General features: G+C 73.8%; 15 protein-coding genes. 11 read left to right on the forward strand and 4 right to left on the reverse strand.

What is annotated here, in order from left to right; all coding sequences use genetic code 11:
* Positions 1 to 95 precede the first annotated feature (95 nt).
* The gene (locus ACOJUI_RS03860; protein ID WP_422116784.1) at positions 96 to 1400 is read left to right on the forward strand and encodes an MFS transporter; all 1305 of its coding nucleotides are present in this window, start codon (positions 96 to 98) and stop codon (positions 1398 to 1400) included.
* Positions 1401 to 1412: 12 nt separating this feature from the next.
* Here ACOJUI_RS03860 and ACOJUI_RS03865 read toward each other — a convergent pair whose 3' ends face one another.
* Positions 1413 to 2519, reverse strand: coding sequence for an ROK family protein (locus ACOJUI_RS03865; RefSeq protein ID WP_422116785.1), 1107 nt, complete (start codon positions 2517 to 2519; stop codon positions 1413 to 1415).
* Between the two features lie 159 nt (positions 2520 to 2678).
* Here ACOJUI_RS03865 and ACOJUI_RS03870 point away from each other — a divergent pair, with 159 nt between their 5' ends.
* The 4 genes from ACOJUI_RS03870 to cls all read left to right on the forward strand — a co-directional run bounded on the left by ACOJUI_RS03870 (position 2679) and on the right by cls (position 7988).
* A complete protein-coding gene (locus ACOJUI_RS03870; RefSeq protein ID WP_422116786.1) occupies positions 2679 to 4085 on the forward strand; it encodes an MFS transporter in 1407 nt (468 codons plus the stop codon).
* A gap of 138 nt (positions 4086 to 4223) precedes the next feature.
* The gene (locus ACOJUI_RS03875) at positions 4224 to 5357 is read left to right on the forward strand and encodes a trans-sulfuration enzyme family protein (RefSeq protein WP_422116787.1); all 1134 of its coding nucleotides are present in this window, start codon (positions 4224 to 4226) and stop codon (positions 5355 to 5357) included.
* Between the two features lie 150 nt (positions 5358 to 5507).
* The gene (locus ACOJUI_RS03880; RefSeq protein ID WP_422116788.1) at positions 5508 to 6401 is read left to right on the forward strand and encodes a Bax inhibitor-1/YccA family protein; all 894 of its coding nucleotides are present in this window, start codon (positions 5508 to 5510) and stop codon (positions 6399 to 6401) included.
* A 99-nt stretch (positions 6402 to 6500) separates the two neighbouring features.
* Positions 6501 to 7988 carry a cardiolipin synthase gene (gene cls, locus ACOJUI_RS03885; protein ID WP_422116789.1) on the forward strand — a complete coding sequence of 496 codons (1488 nt, stop codon included), beginning with the start codon at positions 6501 to 6503 and terminating at the stop codon, positions 7986 to 7988.
* An 18-nt stretch (positions 7989 to 8006) separates the two neighbouring features.
* Here cls and ACOJUI_RS03890 read toward each other — a convergent pair whose 3' ends face one another.
* The gene (locus ACOJUI_RS03890) at positions 8007 to 8240 is read right to left on the reverse strand and encodes a hypothetical protein (RefSeq protein WP_422116790.1); all 234 of its coding nucleotides are present in this window, start codon (positions 8238 to 8240) and stop codon (positions 8007 to 8009) included.
* A 228-nt stretch (positions 8241 to 8468) separates the two neighbouring features.
* Here ACOJUI_RS03890 and ACOJUI_RS03895 point away from each other — a divergent pair, with 228 nt between their 5' ends.
* Complete coding sequence (locus ACOJUI_RS03895) at positions 8469 to 8678, forward strand: hypothetical protein (RefSeq protein ID WP_422116791.1); 210 nt, start codon at positions 8469 to 8471, stop codon at positions 8676 to 8678.
* A 166-nt stretch (positions 8679 to 8844) separates the two neighbouring features.
* Here the strand turns inward: ACOJUI_RS03895 and ACOJUI_RS03900 are convergent, their stop codons facing one another.
* The gene (locus ACOJUI_RS03900; protein ID WP_422116792.1) at positions 8845 to 9768 is read right to left on the reverse strand and encodes a hypothetical protein; all 924 of its coding nucleotides are present in this window, start codon (positions 9766 to 9768) and stop codon (positions 8845 to 8847) included.
* A gap of 203 nt (positions 9769 to 9971) precedes the next feature.
* Between ACOJUI_RS03900 and thiD the strand changes: the two genes are divergently transcribed.
* Positions 9972 to 10847 carry a bifunctional hydroxymethylpyrimidine kinase/phosphomethylpyrimidine kinase gene (thiD, locus tag ACOJUI_RS03905; RefSeq protein WP_422116793.1) on the forward strand — a complete coding sequence of 292 codons (876 nt, stop codon included), beginning with the start codon at positions 9972 to 9974 and terminating at the stop codon, positions 10845 to 10847.
* Between the two features lie 42 nt (positions 10848 to 10889).
* Here thiD and ACOJUI_RS03910 read toward each other — a convergent pair whose 3' ends face one another.
* On the reverse strand, positions 10890 to 12083 hold the full coding sequence (locus tag ACOJUI_RS03910) for a glycoside hydrolase family 3 N-terminal domain-containing protein (RefSeq protein ID WP_422116794.1): 1194 nt from the start codon (positions 12081 to 12083) through the stop codon (positions 10890 to 10892).
* A 77-nt stretch (positions 12084 to 12160) separates the two neighbouring features.
* Between ACOJUI_RS03910 and ACOJUI_RS03915 the strand changes: the two genes are divergently transcribed.
* From ACOJUI_RS03915 to ACOJUI_RS03930, 4 genes are read left to right on the forward strand one after another with little or no spacing between them, the layout of a single operon-like run.
* Positions 12161 to 12730 carry a hypothetical protein gene (locus tag ACOJUI_RS03915; RefSeq protein ID WP_422116795.1) on the forward strand — a complete coding sequence of 190 codons (570 nt, stop codon included), beginning with the start codon at positions 12161 to 12163 and terminating at the stop codon, positions 12728 to 12730.
* Complete coding sequence (locus tag ACOJUI_RS03920; protein WP_422116796.1) at positions 12727 to 14892, forward strand: prolyl oligopeptidase family serine peptidase; 2166 nt, start codon at positions 12727 to 12729, stop codon at positions 14890 to 14892. The genes ACOJUI_RS03915 and ACOJUI_RS03920 overlap by 4 nt, the downstream gene beginning before the upstream one ends.
* On the forward strand, positions 14889 to 15557 hold the full coding sequence (locus ACOJUI_RS03925; protein WP_422116797.1) for a DinB family protein: 669 nt from the start codon (positions 14889 to 14891) through the stop codon (positions 15555 to 15557). Before ACOJUI_RS03920 ends, ACOJUI_RS03925 begins: the two co-directional genes overlap by 4 nt.
* Before the next feature lie 11 nt (positions 15558 to 15568).
* On the forward strand, positions 15569 to 16996 hold the full coding sequence (locus tag ACOJUI_RS03930) for an alpha/beta fold hydrolase (RefSeq protein ID WP_422116798.1): 1428 nt from the start codon (positions 15569 to 15571) through the stop codon (positions 16994 to 16996).
* Positions 16997 to 17075 lie beyond the last annotated feature (79 nt).

A 17075-nucleotide genomic window follows, 5' to 3' on the forward strand; every position in this document is an offset into this window, starting at 1 on the left:
GCGGCACCTTCTCGCTGTCGGCTCCCGCCCGGGACGCGCGCCCCTCGGCCGCGTCGGCGCGCCGAGCCCCCGATCCGCGCCCCGGGAGGTGCCCCATGACCGCTGCGCCCACGCCGCTCCGCCCGGCCGCCGAGCCGCTCAGCCGGGGCCGCCGCGCCCTGGCGCTGTTCGCCCTCGCCCTGGGCGGGTTCGGCATCGGCTCCTCCGAGTTCGTCAGCATGGGGCTGCTGCCCCAGATCGCCGACTCCCTGCTGCCGGAGATGATGGCCAGCCGGCCCGAGCAGGGCCTGGCCCAGGCCGGCTGGGCGATCACCGCCTACGCGCTCGGCGTGGTCATCGGCGCCCCGGCGCTGTCGCTGCTGGCGGTGCGGATGAGCCGCACCCGCATCATCCTGCTGCTCGCGATCATCCTGGCCGTGAGCACCGCGCTGTCGGCGCTGATGCCGAGCTTCGGCCTCACCCTGGCCGCCCGTTTCCTCGCCGGACTGCCCCACGGCGCCTACCTCGGCGTGGCGGCGCTGATCGCCGGGACGCTGCTCGGCCCCGGCTCCCAGGGCAAGGGGGCGGCGCTGGCGATGTCCGGACTGACCGTCGCCACCCTCGCCGGGGTGCCGCTGCTGACCGCGCTCGGGCAGGTCCACGGCTGGCGCGTCTCCTTCCTGGTCATCGCCGCCCTGTTCACCCTCACCGCACTGCTGCTGCGACTGACCGTCCCCGCCCAGGCCGCCCCGCAGGGCCGCCGGATCCTCGACGAGCTGCGCGCCTTCCGCCGCGTCCAGCTGTGGGTGGTGATGCTGATCGCCTCGATCGGCTTCGCGGGCTCCTTCGCCGTCTACAGCTACATCGCCGACATCGGCCGACAGGTCGCCGGCCTCTCCGCCGGGCACATCCCCTGGCTGCTCGCCGCCGCCGGCCTCGGCGCGACCCTCGGGAACGTCCTCGGCGGCATCGCCGCGGACCGCTCGCTGATGCTGACCCTGCTGATCGGCTTCCCCGTCTACATCGCCGGGATGGCCGCGATGATGTTCACGGTCACCGACCCGGTGGGGCTGACCCTGACCTTCGCGCTGGTCAACGGCGCCCACTCGGCGCTGAGCCCCGCCATGCAGACCTGGCTGATGCAGATCTCCGGCCGCTCCGAGATGCTCGGCGCCGCGCTGCACCACGGCGCCTTCAACATCTCCAACGCCCTCGGCGCGCTGCTGGGCGGCGCGGTCATCGCCGCGGGCCTCGGCCTCGCCGCCCCGACGGTCGTCGGCACCGCGCTCGCGACGGCCGGCTTCGCGATGCTGCTGGTGACATCGGCGCTGCTGCGGCTGCGCGCGCGCCGCCGGCTGGCCCAGCTGCGCGCGGCGCAGATCCAGCTCGCCTCCCCCGAGGGCGCCGCCGTCACCGGCTGAGCGCCCGGGCGCTCAGCCCGCCTCCGGACCCACCAGCGCGGTCGGCAGCCCGTACTCGTGCTCGAGCACCTCGCAGGCCGCCCCCACCGCGATCAGGTCGACGCCGCGCGTGGAGAGCATGATCTCGACGTGGAACCACGGCTCCGCCCGCAGCCCCTCGGCGAGCGCCTGCCGGATCGCGTCCATCGAGGCCGCGTGCTGGAGGTACAGGGTGCGGCCGCCGAGGACCACGTGGTCCACGTCCGCCAGCCGCACCAGGTTCACCACCACGGTCGCCAGCACCTGCGCCGCGCGGGCGGGGTCGGCTGCCTCGAGTGCGGCGCGGTACTCCGCCTGCGCGCAGCCCCGTCGGCCGCATTCGCAGGCCCGGCCCCCGATCTGCACCACCGTGTGGCCGACCTCACCGGCCTGGGCATGGGCGCCGCGCAGCATCGTGCCGTCCATCCGCAGGCTCGCCCCCAGCCCGTCCTCGACCAGCACCAGGGCGGCGTTGTCCAGCAGGCCCGGCTGCGACCAGCTCTCGCCCACCAGGGCGGCCCGCGAGTCGTGGTCCAGCAGCACGGGCAGGCCGAGCTCGGCGAGCAGCAGGGCGCGCAGCGGGGCGCCGCGCCAGGGGTCGGGGGCGGCGGTGCCCCGGTAGATCCCCTCGAGCGAGTCCACCGGTCCGGGCATGCCGAGGCCCACTCCCAGCAGCTCCCCGCTGCCGTGCCCGGACAGCGCCCGCACCTGCGCGGTGAGGGCGGTGATCAGCTCCGGCACCGGCGGCTGATGGCCGATCTCGATCTCGCTGCGCTCGAGCACCTCACCGGTGAGGTCCACCACCACGCCGCGCAGCCGGGAGCGGGTCAGATGCAGTCCGATGGCCCGGCGCGAGCCGGGGACGATCTCGTACAGGGTGGTGGGCTTGCCGGGACCCGCGGAGACCGAGCCCGTCTCCGCCATCAGTCCCCGGTCGATCAGGCGGGAGAGGATCTTCGAGATCGCCTGCGGCGTGACCTGCAGGGCGTCCGCCAATCCGGCGCGCGCGACCGGTTCGCCACGACGGGCGACGGCGAGCACGGCGGCGTCGTGCGCGCCGGCCACGCGATCCAGGGGCCCGGTCGGTCTCACGGCGCTCATCCTGCCACGGCCGGTGCCGGCGTCCGGCGGGCGCCGATCCGGCGGTGTGACACAGCTCCGCCGCCGCGCCCCCTTGACGTATCGCAACAGCGTTTGCTTATTCTTGGCGCTCGGTCGATGACGCCCTCCCGCATCTGCTCCTGCTCCACGAGGACCCTCATGACCCTCTCCACCGCCCCACGCCCCGCCCCCGATCCCCGCCCCGGCTCCGCCGCGGCCCCCGACGCCCTGACCGGGCGCCGTCGCACCCTCGCCCTGCTCGCCATCGCGCTCGGCGGCTTCGGCATCGGCGCCTCCGAGTTCGCCACCATGGGCCTGCTGCCCGGCATCGCCGACGGCCTGCTGCCCGAGCAGATGGCCGCCGACCCCGCCGCCGGCACCGCCCGGGCGGGCCTGGCGATCACCGCCTACGCCCTCGGGGTCGTCGTCGGCGCCCCCGTGCTGGCTCTGCTCTCGGTGCGCTGGAGCCGGACCACGATGATCGTGGCGCTCGCCGCGGCCCTCGCCGCCGGCACCGTGCTCTCCGCGCTCATGCCCACCTTCGAGCTCACCGTCCTCGCGCGGTTCCTCGCCGGCGTGCCTCACGGCGCCTACTTCGGGGTCGCCTCGCTGCTGGCCGCATCCCTGATGGGACCGGGCAGCCAGGGCAAGGGCGTCGCCCTGGCCCTGTCGGGCCTGACCGTCGCGAACCTCATCGGGGTGCCGGTGATGACCGCGATCGGCCAGGTCGCCGGCTGGCGGGTCGTGTACCTCGTGATCGGCGCGATCTTCCTCGCCACCGTGGTCGCCCTGCGACTGACCGTCCCCCATGAGGAGCCGGTCCCGGGCCGCCGCGCCGCCGACGAGATCCTCGCCCTGCGCCGCCTGCAGCTGTGGATCATCATGGGCGTCGCCGCGATCGGCTTCGCGGGCGGCTTCGCCGTCTTCAGCTACGTCGCCGACATCACCACCTCGGTCGCCGGCGCGCCGGCGACGGTCGTGCCCTGGGTGCTCGCGGTCGCGGGACTGGGCATGACCATCGGCAACCTGGTCGGCGGCGCCGCCACCGACCGCTCCCTGCCGGCGACGCTGATGATCGGCTTCCCGATCTACGTCGCGGCCCTGGTCGGCCTGCTGCTGGGCTCCGAGGGCTCGCTGCTCGGCCTGATGATCGGCTTCTTCGTCGTCAACGCCGCCAGCTCCGCGCTCAGCCCCGCGATCCAGACCTGGCTGATCCGGGTCGCGCACCGCTCCGAGGTGCTGGGCGCCTCCCTGAACCAGGCCGCGTTCAACGTCGCCAACGCCATCGGCGCGGCCCTCGGCGGAGCGGTGATCGCCGCCGGCTTCGGGTTCCGGGCCCCGATGGTGGTCGCGATCGTGCTGGCCTCGCTCGGCTTCGCGATGGTCGCCGCGACCCTGCTGGGGCTGCGGATCCGCTCCCGGCGCACCCTGTCGGTGCTGCGCGACCACGAGTCCACGATCACCGGCTCGCTGCCGGCGATCGAGGTGGTCCCCACCACCGCGCCGATCCCGGCGCTCACGGCCCCGACCGCGACCGGCCCGATCCCGGTGCCCGTCGGCGTGTGAGCCCCCACGGCGGCGGAGGCGCGGCGGGGGACCGCCGCCCCCGCCCCCGCCCGTCACAGTGGGACATGCGGCCGGGGCGGGGTGGGGCAGCGGTCCTACAGTGGAGGTCACCGACCGCCCGAGCACCGAGGAGCCACCGTGCACATCCAGACCGCCGCCGTGCAGACCCTGCGGGACTTCGAGCACGGAGCAGTGGTCCCGCCGGTGCACCTGGCCTCGACCTTCGAGCTCGACCCGGCCACCGAGGGCGGCGCCTTCGCCTACCAGCGCGGCGCGAACCCCACCCGGGGCCAGCTCGAGACGGTGCTGGCAGCGCTCGACGGCGCCGAGCACGGCTTCGCCTTCGCCTCCGGCATGGCCGCCACCGCCGCCGCGCTGTCGGTCCTCGAGGTCGGCGACGAGGTGATCCTCCCGGCCAGCGTCTACGGCGGCACCTACCGCTTCGTGGACCAGGTGCTGCCCGCCCGCGGCTGCACCAGCCGGTTCGTCGACGACCTGGGGGCCCTCACGGACGCCGACTTCACCCCCGCCACCCGGGTCGTCTTCGTCGAGACGCCCGCCAACCCGACCCTGCGGATCACCGACCTGCGCCGCATCGTCGAGCTCGCCCACCGCCACGAGGCGCTGGTGCTGGTCGACAACACCTTCATGACCCCCGTGCTGCAGAAGCCCCTCGCGCTGGGGGCCGACCTCGTCGTGCAGTCGGCCACCAAGTACCTCGGCGGGCACTCGGACCTGCTGGCCGGGGCCGTCACCACGAACGACGACGCGCTGGCCGCCGCGCTCCGCCTGGCCCAGGTGGCGCAGGGCGGGGTGCTCGCCCCGGCGGACTCCTTCCGGCTCCTGCAGGGGATCAAGACCCTGCCGCTGCGGCTCGAGCGGCAGCAGCACAACGCGATCGCGATCGTCGAGGCCCTGCGCGGCCACGAGGGCATCGCCCAGGTCTGGTACCCCGGCTCCCACAGCGAGCAGGAGGCGCGCCTGCACGCCTCCCAGGCCGAGGGGACCGGCGCCGTGCTCTCCTTCGAGCTGGCCCCCGGCCTGGACCGGGTCGCGTTCCTCGAGGCGCTGCGCTACCCGGCCTTCGCGGTGAGCCTGGGCGGGGTCGAGTCCCTGATCTGCCGCCCCGCCACCATGACCCATGAGTCGATGACCCCGCAGGCGCGCGAACGGGCCGGGATCAGCGACGAGCTGCTGCGACTGTCCGTCGGCATCGAACACCAGGAGGACCTGCTCGGCGACCTCGAGCAGGCCCTCGCCGCCGCGCGCTGAGCCGCTCCGGGACCCACGGCGCCGTCTTCGCTGTCGGCGGAGCGGGCACCCAGGCGGATCCCGGACTGGGTCGATAGAATCGGTCAGCAGGTCGTGCGCCCTCGTGATCGTGCGCGCCGTCTGCCCACCAGATCCCACGTGAGGAGCCCCATGGCACGCCACAACGTCATCTTCGGCCGCGACCAGGCGGTCCAGGGCGGCGCGAACTACCGCGCTCCCCAGTTCGGACAGTCCGCCCCGACCGGCCCCGCCCAGAACACCCAGTGGGCCCCCGGCTTCGACCAGCAGGGCACCGACCAGCTCGAGGCGATGTACGCCCGGCCGGCCGCGTCCGGCGTCGACACCGGCCGGATGACCCTGCGGGACGCGCTGAACGCGATCACCGCGACCCTGGGCGTGATCATCGTGGTCGGCTTCGCCGTGGCCATGCTGCCCACCGCGCTCGGCCTGGTGGCAGGGCAGCCCGGCTTCGAGGCCGGCATGTCGCTGTCCATGGTCGCGCTCGTCGTGGGCGTCATCGGCGGCCTGGTCACCGGGCTCGTCAACGCCTTCAAGAAGACGCCCTCGCCGGTCCTGGTGCTGCTCTACGCGGTCTTCGAGGGCCTGCTGCTGGGTGGCTTCAGCGGCTTCGCGGGCCAGCTCTTCCCGGGCATCGCCCTGCAGGCCGTGGTGGCCACGCTCGCCGTCGCCGGCACCGTGCTGGTCGCCTTCCGGATGGGCGTGCTGCGCACCTCGCCGCGACTGAACAAGATCTTCATGATCGCGATGGTGTCCTACCTGCTGTTCGGGCTGGTCAACATCGGCTACGTGCTGCTGACCGGCGGCAGCCTCCGCGACGGCGTGATCGGCCTGGTCATCGGCGGCCTCGCCGTGGTGATGGCCTCCTACTCGCTGGTGATGGACTTCGAGGACATCCAGCAGGCCAGCCAGGCCGGGGTCCCGCGCAGCTACGCCTGGCGCTGCGCCTTCGGGGTCGCCGCCACCATGGTGTGGCTGTACATCGAGGTGCTGCGGATCCTGATGATCCTGCGCGGCAGCGACTGAGTCCCGACTCCGCGGTGGGGTGAGCACCCCGCCCGTATCCTTGGACGGCGGGTCCCTGCGGGGGCCCGCCGTCCTGCTTCCCCGAGGAAGGACCCGCTCATGGCCGAGGCGTGGCAGTGGGTGCTCGACCACTGGGTGGTCGTCAGCCCGTACGTCTACATCCTGATCGACGTGGGGCTGCGGATCGCCGCCCTGATCCTGGTGCCGCGCAACCGGCGTCCCGGCTCCGCGATCGCCTGGCTGCTCGCGATCATGGCGCTGCCCATCGTCCTCTTCCCCGTCTACCTGCTGCTGGGCAAGGCCCAGCTGCCGCGGAAGCGACGGATCAAGCAGCAGCGCGTCAACACCCTGATGCGGGAGCGCTCGCTGCGGATCCCCGACAGCGAGCTCGACCCCGACGTGCCCAGCTGGCTGCAGTCCGCGGTGCGGCTGAACCGTGAGCTGGGCGCCTATCCGCTGACCGGCAACAACTCGGCGGACCTGGAGATCGACTACGACACCTCGATCGCCCGGATGGCGGCCGACATCCGCACCGCGCAGCGCGATGTCAGCGTGCTGTTCTACACGATGGCGCTCGACGAGGTCACCGAGGACTTCTTCGCGGCGCTCGGCGAGGTCGCGGACCGCGGGGTGACGGTCCGGGTGCTCTACGACCACTGGGGCTCGCTCAGCCACGGCAAGGTCTACCGGGCCATGCGCCGCCTGCTGGATGCCCACGGCATCGAGCACTACCCGATGATGCCGATCAAACCGTTCCGCGACGGCGCCTTCCAGCGGCCGGACCTGCGCAACCACCGCAAGCTCCTGCTGGTGGACGGGCAGGTGGGCTGGATGGGCAGCCAGAACATGATCGCCCCCCACTACGACAAGCGCTCCATCATCCGTCGCGGCCTGCGCTGGCAGGAGACCATGGTGCGCCTGCGCGGCCCGATCGTCTCCGAGATGAACCTGCTGTTCGCCATCGACTGGTTCTACGAGTCCGGGGAGCAGCTGCCCGAGCAGATGGTCGTCACCGCGCCGGAGGACACCTCGGGCACCTACGAGTGCCAGCTCGTGCCCAGTGGTCCCGGCTTCGTCCTGGAGAACAACCTGCTGCTGTTCAACCAGCTGTTCTACTCCGCCGACCACCGCATCAGCGCGGTCAGCCCCTACTTCGTGCCCGACGAGTCGATGCTCTACGCGCTGATCACCGCGGCCAAGCGCGGGGTGGAGGTGGAGCTGTTCGTCTCCGAGATCGGGGACCAGTTCCTGGTCTTCCACGCCCAGCGCTCCTACTACACGGCGCTGCTGGAGGCCGGGGTGCGGATCTGGCTCCACCGGGCGCCGACGATCCTGCACGCCAAGCACATCACGATCGACGACTCGGTGACCGTGATCGGCTCCTCCAACATGGACATCCGCTCGTTCCTGCTGCAGATGGAGAGCTCGCTGATGGTCGGCGGGACCGATTTCATGCTCAAGATGCACGAGGTCGAGGACGTCTACCGCTCCCGCAGCCGGGAGCTCACCCTCGAGGAGTGGGAGGAGCGGTCGCGGGTGATGATGGTGGTCGACAACCTCTGCCGGCTCGCCTCCTCGGTGGTCTGAGCGCCGCCCCCGGGGCGGTCAGCCCACCCCGGTCAGCGATTCGTAGGCCTGCACCGCCGCCTCCTCGTGCTCCGTGACCCCGATCGCCGTCTCGGACACGAAGGCGCTGGGCCCCTGCGGCGTCTCGACCACCACCACCTGGAGCGCGGTGCCGGTGGTGAGCTTGAGCGGGCTGGTGGCGAAGGTGACGGTGGCGGTGGTCCGGTAGCCCGGCATGCCGGCGACGGTGACCGGTTCGGTGATCTCGTCCACCAGCTGGCGACCGGTGGTCTCCCCCAGATGTTCGCCGAGAAGTAGCAGTTCAGGATCTTCTGCGAGGCGACCTCGGCCCCGGGGTACTCGATGCCGGGCTGCCATTCGACCTTCGCCACCGTCATCACGGAGTACCAGGTGGCCTCGACATGGGCCTGGGCGCTCTGGATGTCGTTCATGTAGGAGTTGCCCGGCGTCGAGTGGCGCTGGTCGAAGATGGTGGGCGGGATGAACTGCAGACCGCCGCCGCGCAGCTTGCCCGAGGGGTTCTGCGAGGTCCGCTCGATGGTCTCCGGGCTCCAGCAGCGCACCTCCTCGACGTCCGTGGGGGTGGGGGAGTCGGGCCCGGTGGTCTCCGGGTCCACCGGGGTGCCGGCCTGCGTGCTCGACGGGGCGGGGGCGGCCCCGCCGGGGCTCCCGGTGCGCAGCACCAGGTAGCCCACGGTCGCGCCCACGATGAGCAGGAAGACGACCGCGAAGGACACGACGGCGATCAGCAGGGTGCCGCCGCGGCCACCCCCCGGCCCAGGGGTCTGCTGCTGGGTCGAGGGGTACTGCGGTCCGGTGTGCACGGGGGCTCCTTCAGGGGTGGTGCGGCTGGTCGTCACTCGACGACGTCGAGGCTCGCGATGATGTCCTCGAGCGCCTGGGCATGGTCCGGCACGTCGGCGGCGACGTCGCTGACCAGGCCGCTGGGCCCGTCGTCGGTCTCCACGACGATCGAGGTCACGATCGAGGCGCTGGTGGTGTCGAGGATGTCGGGGTCCTCGAAGTTGTAGGTGGCCTGCACGATCCAGGCCGGCTCGCCGTCCACCGTCATCACCTCGGAGCGGTAGTCGGTGATGGTGGGGTTCTCGCCGAAGTGGCCGACGACCCCCGAGGTGGTCGCGTAGCACTGGAACAGGGCCACCGCCGCGGTCTCGAGGCCCGGATAGCCGCCTTCCTCCTCGGGCCACACGACCCGGCCGAGGTTGACCACGCTGTACCAGCTGCTCTCGACCTCCCGGCCGTGCGCTCCCAGCTCGTCGAGGTAGGGCAGGGTGCCGGTGCCCCAGGGGCCCCAGCCGTCGGGGATCGTGTACTGCAGGTCGCCGCCGCGCACGGTCCCCGGAGCGGCGTCCTGGGGCTCCGTGATGGTCTCGGGGAAGGTGCATTCGGTGGTGGGGGCCTGGGTGAAGATCGGCGGCGGCGGCGCGATGTCGGGGTCCTGCGGATCGGGGACGTACTCCGACTGCCCCTCGGCCGAGCGCGGTCCGGTGGCGAAGGCGGTGGGGTCCTCCTCGTCGAGCACCGAGCGGAAGACGGTCTGCGACAGGACCAGGGCGATCACCGCGATCACCACCACGGCGCCGCCGATGACCGCGAGCATGGTCGCCCGGGTGCGGCGGCGCGAGCGCTCGCTCGGCTCGCCGAGGGTCACCGGGCCCTGGGCGGCGTCGAAGTCGGGCAGGCCGTCGGGATCCGAGGTGCGGAAATCGGGCAGGGCGCCGCTGCCGGACCACTGCCCGTCGCCTCGATCCTGTGTCATCGCCACCTCCCCGGCACCAGGGGCCGCGCCCCGAAATGCTCTCCTGCGCGCCCACGCCCCCGGGCGATTCTCGCACGACGGGACCGGGAGCCCGGCGGAGGACGGACATGCCAGACGTGATTGGTAGTCTCCGCTCACGGAGCCGGGGCCTCGGCCCCGGTGATGGGCCCTGCGGGGCCTCAGCCCAGCGAGATGGAGACTGCATGCGCCCGCCCCTCGTCCTGACCATCGCCGATTCGGAGTCCGACGGAGCCGCCGGGATCCAGGCGGACCTGAAGACCTTCACGGCGCTGGGCGCCTACGGTGCCAGCGCGGTCACCATGATCACCTCGGTGAACACCCAGGGCCTGCAGAACCTGCACCCGCTGCCGGGCGCCGTCGTGCGCCAGCAGATCGACGCCGTCGTCGGCGACCTCCTGATCGACGCCACCAAGATCGGCGCGCTGGGCAGCGCCGAGGTGGTCGAGGCCGTCGCGGCCGCCGTGCGCGAGCACCGGGCTCGGCTGGGCCGGATCGTCCTGGACCCGGTGATGATCGGCGCCGACGGCTCGGCGCTGATCTCCGCGGAGGGGGCGCGCGCCCTGCGCGAGTCCCTGCTGCCGCTGGTGGACGTGCTCACCCCGAACCTCGCCGAGGCGGCGCAGCTGCTGGGGCTGCCGCTCGCGACGACCATCGACGAGATGCGCGACCAGGCTCTGGCGCTGCAGGCGATGGGCCCCGGGGCGGTGCTGATCACCGGCGGCCGCCGGGTCGACGACGACGTGGTCGACGTGCTGGTCCACGAGACCGGCACCGACCTGCTGCGCGCCCAGCGGGTGGCGCGCCGCCAGGTGCGCGGGGCCGGGACCACGCTGTCCGCCGCGATCACCGCCCAGCTCGCCCGCATCGCGGAGTTCGACCGCGCCGGGGAGCTCGGGGAGATCGGGGAGGCGGGCGCCGACGACGACCTGATCACGATCGTCGCCTCCGCCCGGGAGTTCGTGGCGAGCGCGACCGAGAACGCGCTGGGCTGGGAGATCTCCCGGATCGGCGGCGGACTGGGTCCGCTGAACCACCTGATCACCCTCGACAAGCGCTGATCCGGCCCCGGCGCGGGCCGGCCGGCGGGCCGGTCCGGCGCTCTAGTCGGCCAGCAGTCCTGCCCGCTCCTTGAGCGCGAGCACCCGGCCGGCGGACTCCCGCACCCGCTGCTCCTGCTCGGCGCCCCGGCCCGCCCAGGCCTCGATCGCGTCCACCAGCTCGCCGGTCAGCGCGGGATCCGCGGTCAGCACCACGTCGCCGCCGGCGTCCAGCAGGCGGGTGGCGCGCTCCGGGACGGGGACGGCGGCGACCGCCTCCGCGGTGCCGACGTCGTCGGTGATCACCAGGCCCTCGAAGCCGAGCCGACCGCGCAGGAGGTCCCCGATCGCGGCGGCGGAGAACATCGCCGGGACCTCCGCCTCCAGTCGCGGGTAGATCGCCGAGGACATCATCACCAGCGCCGCCCCGGCTTCGATGCCCGCCCGGAAGGACGCCAGGAAGGGGTCCGTGGGGCCGGTCTGCTCGTCCTCGATGCCGTCGGCGGAGAAGTCCGTGTTCTCCTCGACGCGGCCGAGGCCCGGGAAGTGCTTGAGGGTGGCGGCGACGCCCTGTGCGGCGAGCGCCTCGGTCGCGGCGGCCACGCAGTCACCGACCTGCGCGGGATCGGTGCCGAAGCCGCGCTCGAGCGCGCCGACCGGTCCGTTGTCGCCGCCGAGCTCGGGGTCGACCACGTCGGCCACGGGCGCCAGCGCCACCTGGATGCCGCGGGCGGCGAGGTCCTGCCCGATGTCGGTGTAGGCGGCGGTCACGGCGTCGGGCCCCTGCTCCCCGAGCTCCTCGGCCGAGGGGGTGGAGCGGGCGGCGTCCCCGCGCAGCATCCGCACCTGGCCGCCCTCCTGGTCCACGGCGATCAGCGGCGGCAGCTCGGGCCGGGCGAGCTCGCGGGCGGCGGTGACGACGGCGTCGACCTGCTCCGGGCTCTCCCAGACCTGCAGCAGGAACAGGCCGCCGGCATGGTGGTCGGTGAGGGTCTCGGGCGGGATCTCGGTGCCCGCGGCGATCCCCACCCACACCAGCTGCCCGGCGAGCTCGCGCGGGGAGAGCTCGGCCAGCAGCCGCTCCGCGGCGCTGGGGGGCTCCGCGGGCGGCGCGGGCGCCGCGGTGGTCGGCGCCTCCGGCACCGGGGAGGTGCCGGCGGGGTCGTCGCCGGGGGCGCCGGGGGCGGGCTCCTGGACGACGGTGCAGGCGGCGAGGGCCGCGGCGGGGGCCAGGCCCAGCAGATGACGTCGGCGCATGCGGCCAGTGTTCCACGCAGGATGCGGACCGCGGCGACGGACGACGCGGGGCCCCCGCACCCCCGTAGGCTGGCCCCATGAGCCCCACCCTGCCGCCGTCGGAGCACCCTCGGGCCGCCTCGATCGAGGCCGCCACCGGGATCGCCCTGTCGGAGTGGACCCGGCGGATCGACGAAGCCGGCGGCCGCGACCTCGACCATGCCGCGATCGCTCGGCTGCTGCCGCAGCGCTGGGACGTCACCGAATGGTGGGCGCAGAACGTCACGGTCGCCTACGAGCAGGTGATCGGCCGCCGGGTGATCGGGCAGAGCTGCGAGGGGGACTTCTCCGCCTCCGCCTCCCGCACCCTGACCGGCGACCCCGACGCGGTGGTGGCCCGCTGGGACGCCTTCATGACCGCGCCGCGCCGCGAGCAGCTGGGGCTGGGCGAGCCCTCCCTCAGCGCCACCGCACGCTGGCGCTACTGGCGGGCCCCGCTCACCGACGGCTCCCGGCTGTCGGTGAACATCGCCGCCAAGGACGACCGCCGCAGCACCCTCGGCATCGAGCACAAGGGCATCGAGTCCGCCGAGGGCCGGGAGGTCTGGAAGACCGCCTGGACGCGCACGCTCACAGACTTCACCGCCGTCGACGAGGAGAACCGATGACCGACACCGCGCCCCAGCTGCCTGCCCCCGACGGCACCGCGGACCCGCACCTGTGGCTGGAGGAGATCACCGGCGAGGAGGCGCTGGGCTGGGTCCGGGAGCGCAATGCCGGCGCGGAGACGGAGCTGGACGCGGTGGCCGATCCCGCCGACCCCGAGGGCGCGCCCCTGGCCCGGACGCTGCAGCGGGAGATCCGCGAGATCCTCGACGCGAAGGACCGCATCCCCGCCGTGGTCAAGCGCGGGGAGCACCTCTACAACTTCTGGACCGACGCCGAGCACGAGCGCGGCCTGTGGCGCCGCACCACCCTGGACTCCTACCGCGCCGACGCGCCGGAGTGGGAGATCCTGCTCGACGTCGACGCCCTGAACGTCGCCGAGGACGAGGACTGGGTGTGGCACGGTGCCCGCCTGCTGCGACCGGCGGACCCCGCCGCGGGCGAGCCCTACCGGCACGCCCTGATCGACCTCTCCCACGGAGGCTCCGACGCGGACGTCACCCGCGAGTTCGACCTCGCGACCCGCTCCTTCGTCGACCCCGCCGACGGCGGCTTCGTGCGCCCGGAGGCCAAGGGCTCCCTCGGCTGGCTCGACCGCGACACCGTCTGGGCCTCGACCGACTTCGGCGAGGGCACGATGACCAGCTCCGGCTACGCCCGCCAGGCCCGGATCTGGCGGCGCGGCACCGAGCTGGCGGAGGCGGAGCTGGTGTTCGAGGGCAAGGAGGACGACATGCTCGTCGCCGGGGCCCACGACTCCACCCCCGGCTGGGAGCGGGACTGGGTGGTCGTCGCCCATGCCTTCTACGACCAGACGGTGATGGTCGTGGACCGCAGCCGGCAGCCGCCCGCCCTCACCGAGGTCGAGGTGCCGCGCGACCTCGAGGTCTCCGCGCACCGGGACCTGGGCATCTTCAGCCCCCGCAGCGACTGGGAGGTCGCCGGGGTCACCTACCCCGCCGGATCCCTCGTGGTCGGGGACTTCGAGCGCTTCCAGGCCGGTGAGCCCGAGCTGCACATGCTGTTCGAGCCCACCGAGAGCTCCTCGCTGGCCGACATGACCATCACCCGGTCCACCATCGTGCTGTCGATCCTCGAGGACGTGGTGCACCACCTCGAGGTGCACACCCGCGACGAGCACGGCGCCTGGGTGCGCACCGACCTCTACCCCGACCTGCGCGGCTCGATCGGGGTGTCGGCGGTGGACACCGAGGACAGCGACGAGGTCTGGGTGACCGTCACCGACTTCATCGAGCCCACCACGCTGCTGCTCGGCGACCTCGCCGACGTCGCCGCCGGCGGCGAACCCGGCGAGCTCGAGGTGATCAAGGCGGCGCCGGCCCGCTTCGCCGCCGACGGGCTGCGCGTGACCCAGCACTTCGCGGTCAGCGAGGACGGCACCCGGATCCCCTACTTCGAGATCGCCCGCACCGACCGGGAGGACTCCGGCCGGCCGGCCCCGACGCTGCTGTACGGGTACGGCGGCTTCGAGATCTCCCTGACCCCCTCCTACCTGGGCGCGATCGGCAAGGCCTGGCTGGAGCGCGGCGGCACCTACGTGCTGGCCAACATCCGCGGGGGCGGCGAGTACGGCCCCCGCTGGCACCAGGCGGCCCTCAAGGAGAACCGCCACCGCGCCTACGAGGACTTCTCCTCGGTGGCGAAGGACCTCCTCGAGCGCGGCGTCACCGACCGCGAGCATCTCGCGGTGCGCGGCGGCTCCAACGGCGGCCTGCTCACCGGCAACATGCTCACCCGGTACCCGGAGCTGTTCGGGGCGGTCATCATCCAGGTGCCGCTGCTGGACATGAAGCGCTACAACCACCTGCTGGCCGGGTACTCCTGGATGGCCGAGTACGGGGACCCGGACTCGGAGGACTGGGAGTTCGTGCGCACCTTCAGCCCCTACCACCTGCTGCGGGACGGCGCCGAGTACCCGCCCACCTTCGTGCTGACCTCGACCCGCGACGACCGCGTCCACCCCGGCCATGCCCGCAAGTTCACCGCCGCCCTGGAGTCCCTCGGGGCCGACGTGCGGTACTGGGAGAACATCGAGGGCGGGCACGGCGGCGCCGCGACCAACGAGCAGGCCGCGCGGATGAATGCGCTGCTGTACACCTTCCTGTGGAGCACCATCGGCGCGACGGGCGGCGCGGGCTCATGAGCCCGCGCCATCGCGCCGGGGACGCGGCGGACGCGGCGTCCCCGGCGGCCGGCGACGCCGGAGCCGCCGAGCCCGACGTGCTCGACGTGCTCGTGGACCGGCTGGCCGCCGAGCAGGCCGCCGCGGAGGAGGAGGACGCCGCCCCTGCGGAGGCCCACCCCGACGAGCGCCCCGACCCGCCCCGGATCGCCGGGGAGCTCGAGACGCTCAGCGGCTTCCTGGACTTCCTGCGCGCGACCATCGCCTGGAAGGTCCGCGGGCTCGACGACGACCAGGCCACCTCGCGGATGCTGGGCTCGGCCACCACGGTGACCGGCCTGCTCCGCCACCTGGCCGACACCGAGCGCTACTGGTTCCGCGAGGTCCTCGGCGCCCTGCCGACCGCCGAGGTCGGATACCGCTGGTCGGACGGTCACGACACCGCGCGGGAATGGGCGGTGGCCGACGGCGCCTCGCTCGAGGAGGCGCTGCGCGACTACCGGGCGGCGACGGAGCAGTCCCGCGCCCAGCTCGTCGGCCGCAGCCCTGCGGACGAGGTGCGCGGCGGCGGCCGGGAGGCGCGGACCGTGCGCTGGGTGCTGACCCACATGGTCGAGGAGACCGCCCGCCACGCGGGCCAGCTCGACGTGCTGGCGGAGCTGCTGGACGGTCGGACCGGCGAATGAGGGCCAGCGCCGTGCAGAGGACCTCCGAGCTGTTCGACCGGGCCGCGCAGGACGATCTGCTGCAGATCCGCAACGACCTGATGACCGTCTACCGGGAGTTCTCGGCGAGCGACCGGCGGCTGTTCCCGCTGCGCTACGCGCGCACCGTCCCGCGCCGGCCGCAGCCCTCCCGGCCCCGCCCGGCGAACGGACGACCCGCCACCGGGCAGGCACCGGACCGGACCGCTGTGCCGCAGGTGCCGGTGCTGCTGCTGCCCGACGGTCCCGGCCGGGCCTCGGTGCTGCCCTACGACGTGCTGCGCAGGAGCCTCGCCGGGCGGGGCCTGGACGTGGTGATGATGGAGCACCGCGGGGTCGGGCTCTCCCGGCTCGACGCCGCGGGCCGGGACCTGCCGCTGCACGCGATGAGCCTGCGCGAGGTGATCGGCGACCTGCTCGCGGTGCTCGACCATGCCCGCATCGAGCAGGCCGCGGTGGTGGGCACCGGGTACGGCGCCTATCTCGCCCAGGTGCTCGCGGTGCTCCACCCCGAGCGGGTGCACTCGCTGGTCCTGGACTCCCCGCTGACCGGCGCGGGCGACGAGGTCATCGCCCAGCAGACCCTGCGCGGCATGTACTGGGACGGCACGGACATCTCCACCGCGACCACGGCGCGCACGCTGCGACGGCTCGCCGAGGAGGGCGCGGTGGACATCACCCGGGCCGGGCCGGTGGTGCTGGCCGTCCACGAGCACGGCGGTCCCGCGGCGGTGCGCGACCTGGTCGATCTGCTGGCCGTCGGCCGCGGCAGCCTGACCTGGACCAGCGTGCGGCAGGTGCTGAACCAGGCCTGGCTGCAGTCCACGCCGTACGTCGTCGAGCACGACCTCACGGCGCGGATCCTGCACACCGAGCTGGGCCGCGGTCACCACGCCGACGGGGGACCGCTGGATGCGCTGCTGCTGCTCGGGGACCAGGCCCGCGCGGTGCCGCCGTTCACCCGGGAGCAGCTGGACCTGCACGCCCTGGCCCCGGCGATCACCGCCCCGACGCTCGTCATCACCGGGTCCCGGGACCTGGTCTCGCCGCCCCGGATCGCCCGGGAGCTGACGGCCCGGATCCCCGGGGCCCGTCTGCTGGAGGTCCCCGGCGCCGGGCACTCGATCCTCGACACCCGCAGCCGGATCCTCCAGGTCGCCGCCCGCTGGAGCGCCTGCGGCACCGCGCAGCACCTGCCCGAGCGGGCCGCCGAGCTCGCCGCCCTGCCGGCCTCGGCCACCGATCAGGCGCTCACCCGGGGCCTGCAGATCGCGCTGGCCGCCGAGCGCTACTCGCCGTGGCGGCTGCGACTGGCCTCCGCCCGGGCCGAGCGGGAACGGGTCCTGCGCGAGCGGGCCCAGGCCGATCCGCGGCCCCATCGGGGGCGCCGGGCGGCGTTCGACCGCGCCGACCCGGTGTGAGCAGGAGGCCGGTTCCGCCGTCCCGGGGGCGGCAGTAGTCTGACCGGGACCACGTACCAGCGGGGACGAGCACCGGGAT

The organism is Brachybacterium sp. UNK5269 (assembly GCF_049266655.1).
GTDB lineage: Bacteria > Actinomycetota > Actinomycetes > Actinomycetales > Dermabacteraceae > Brachybacterium.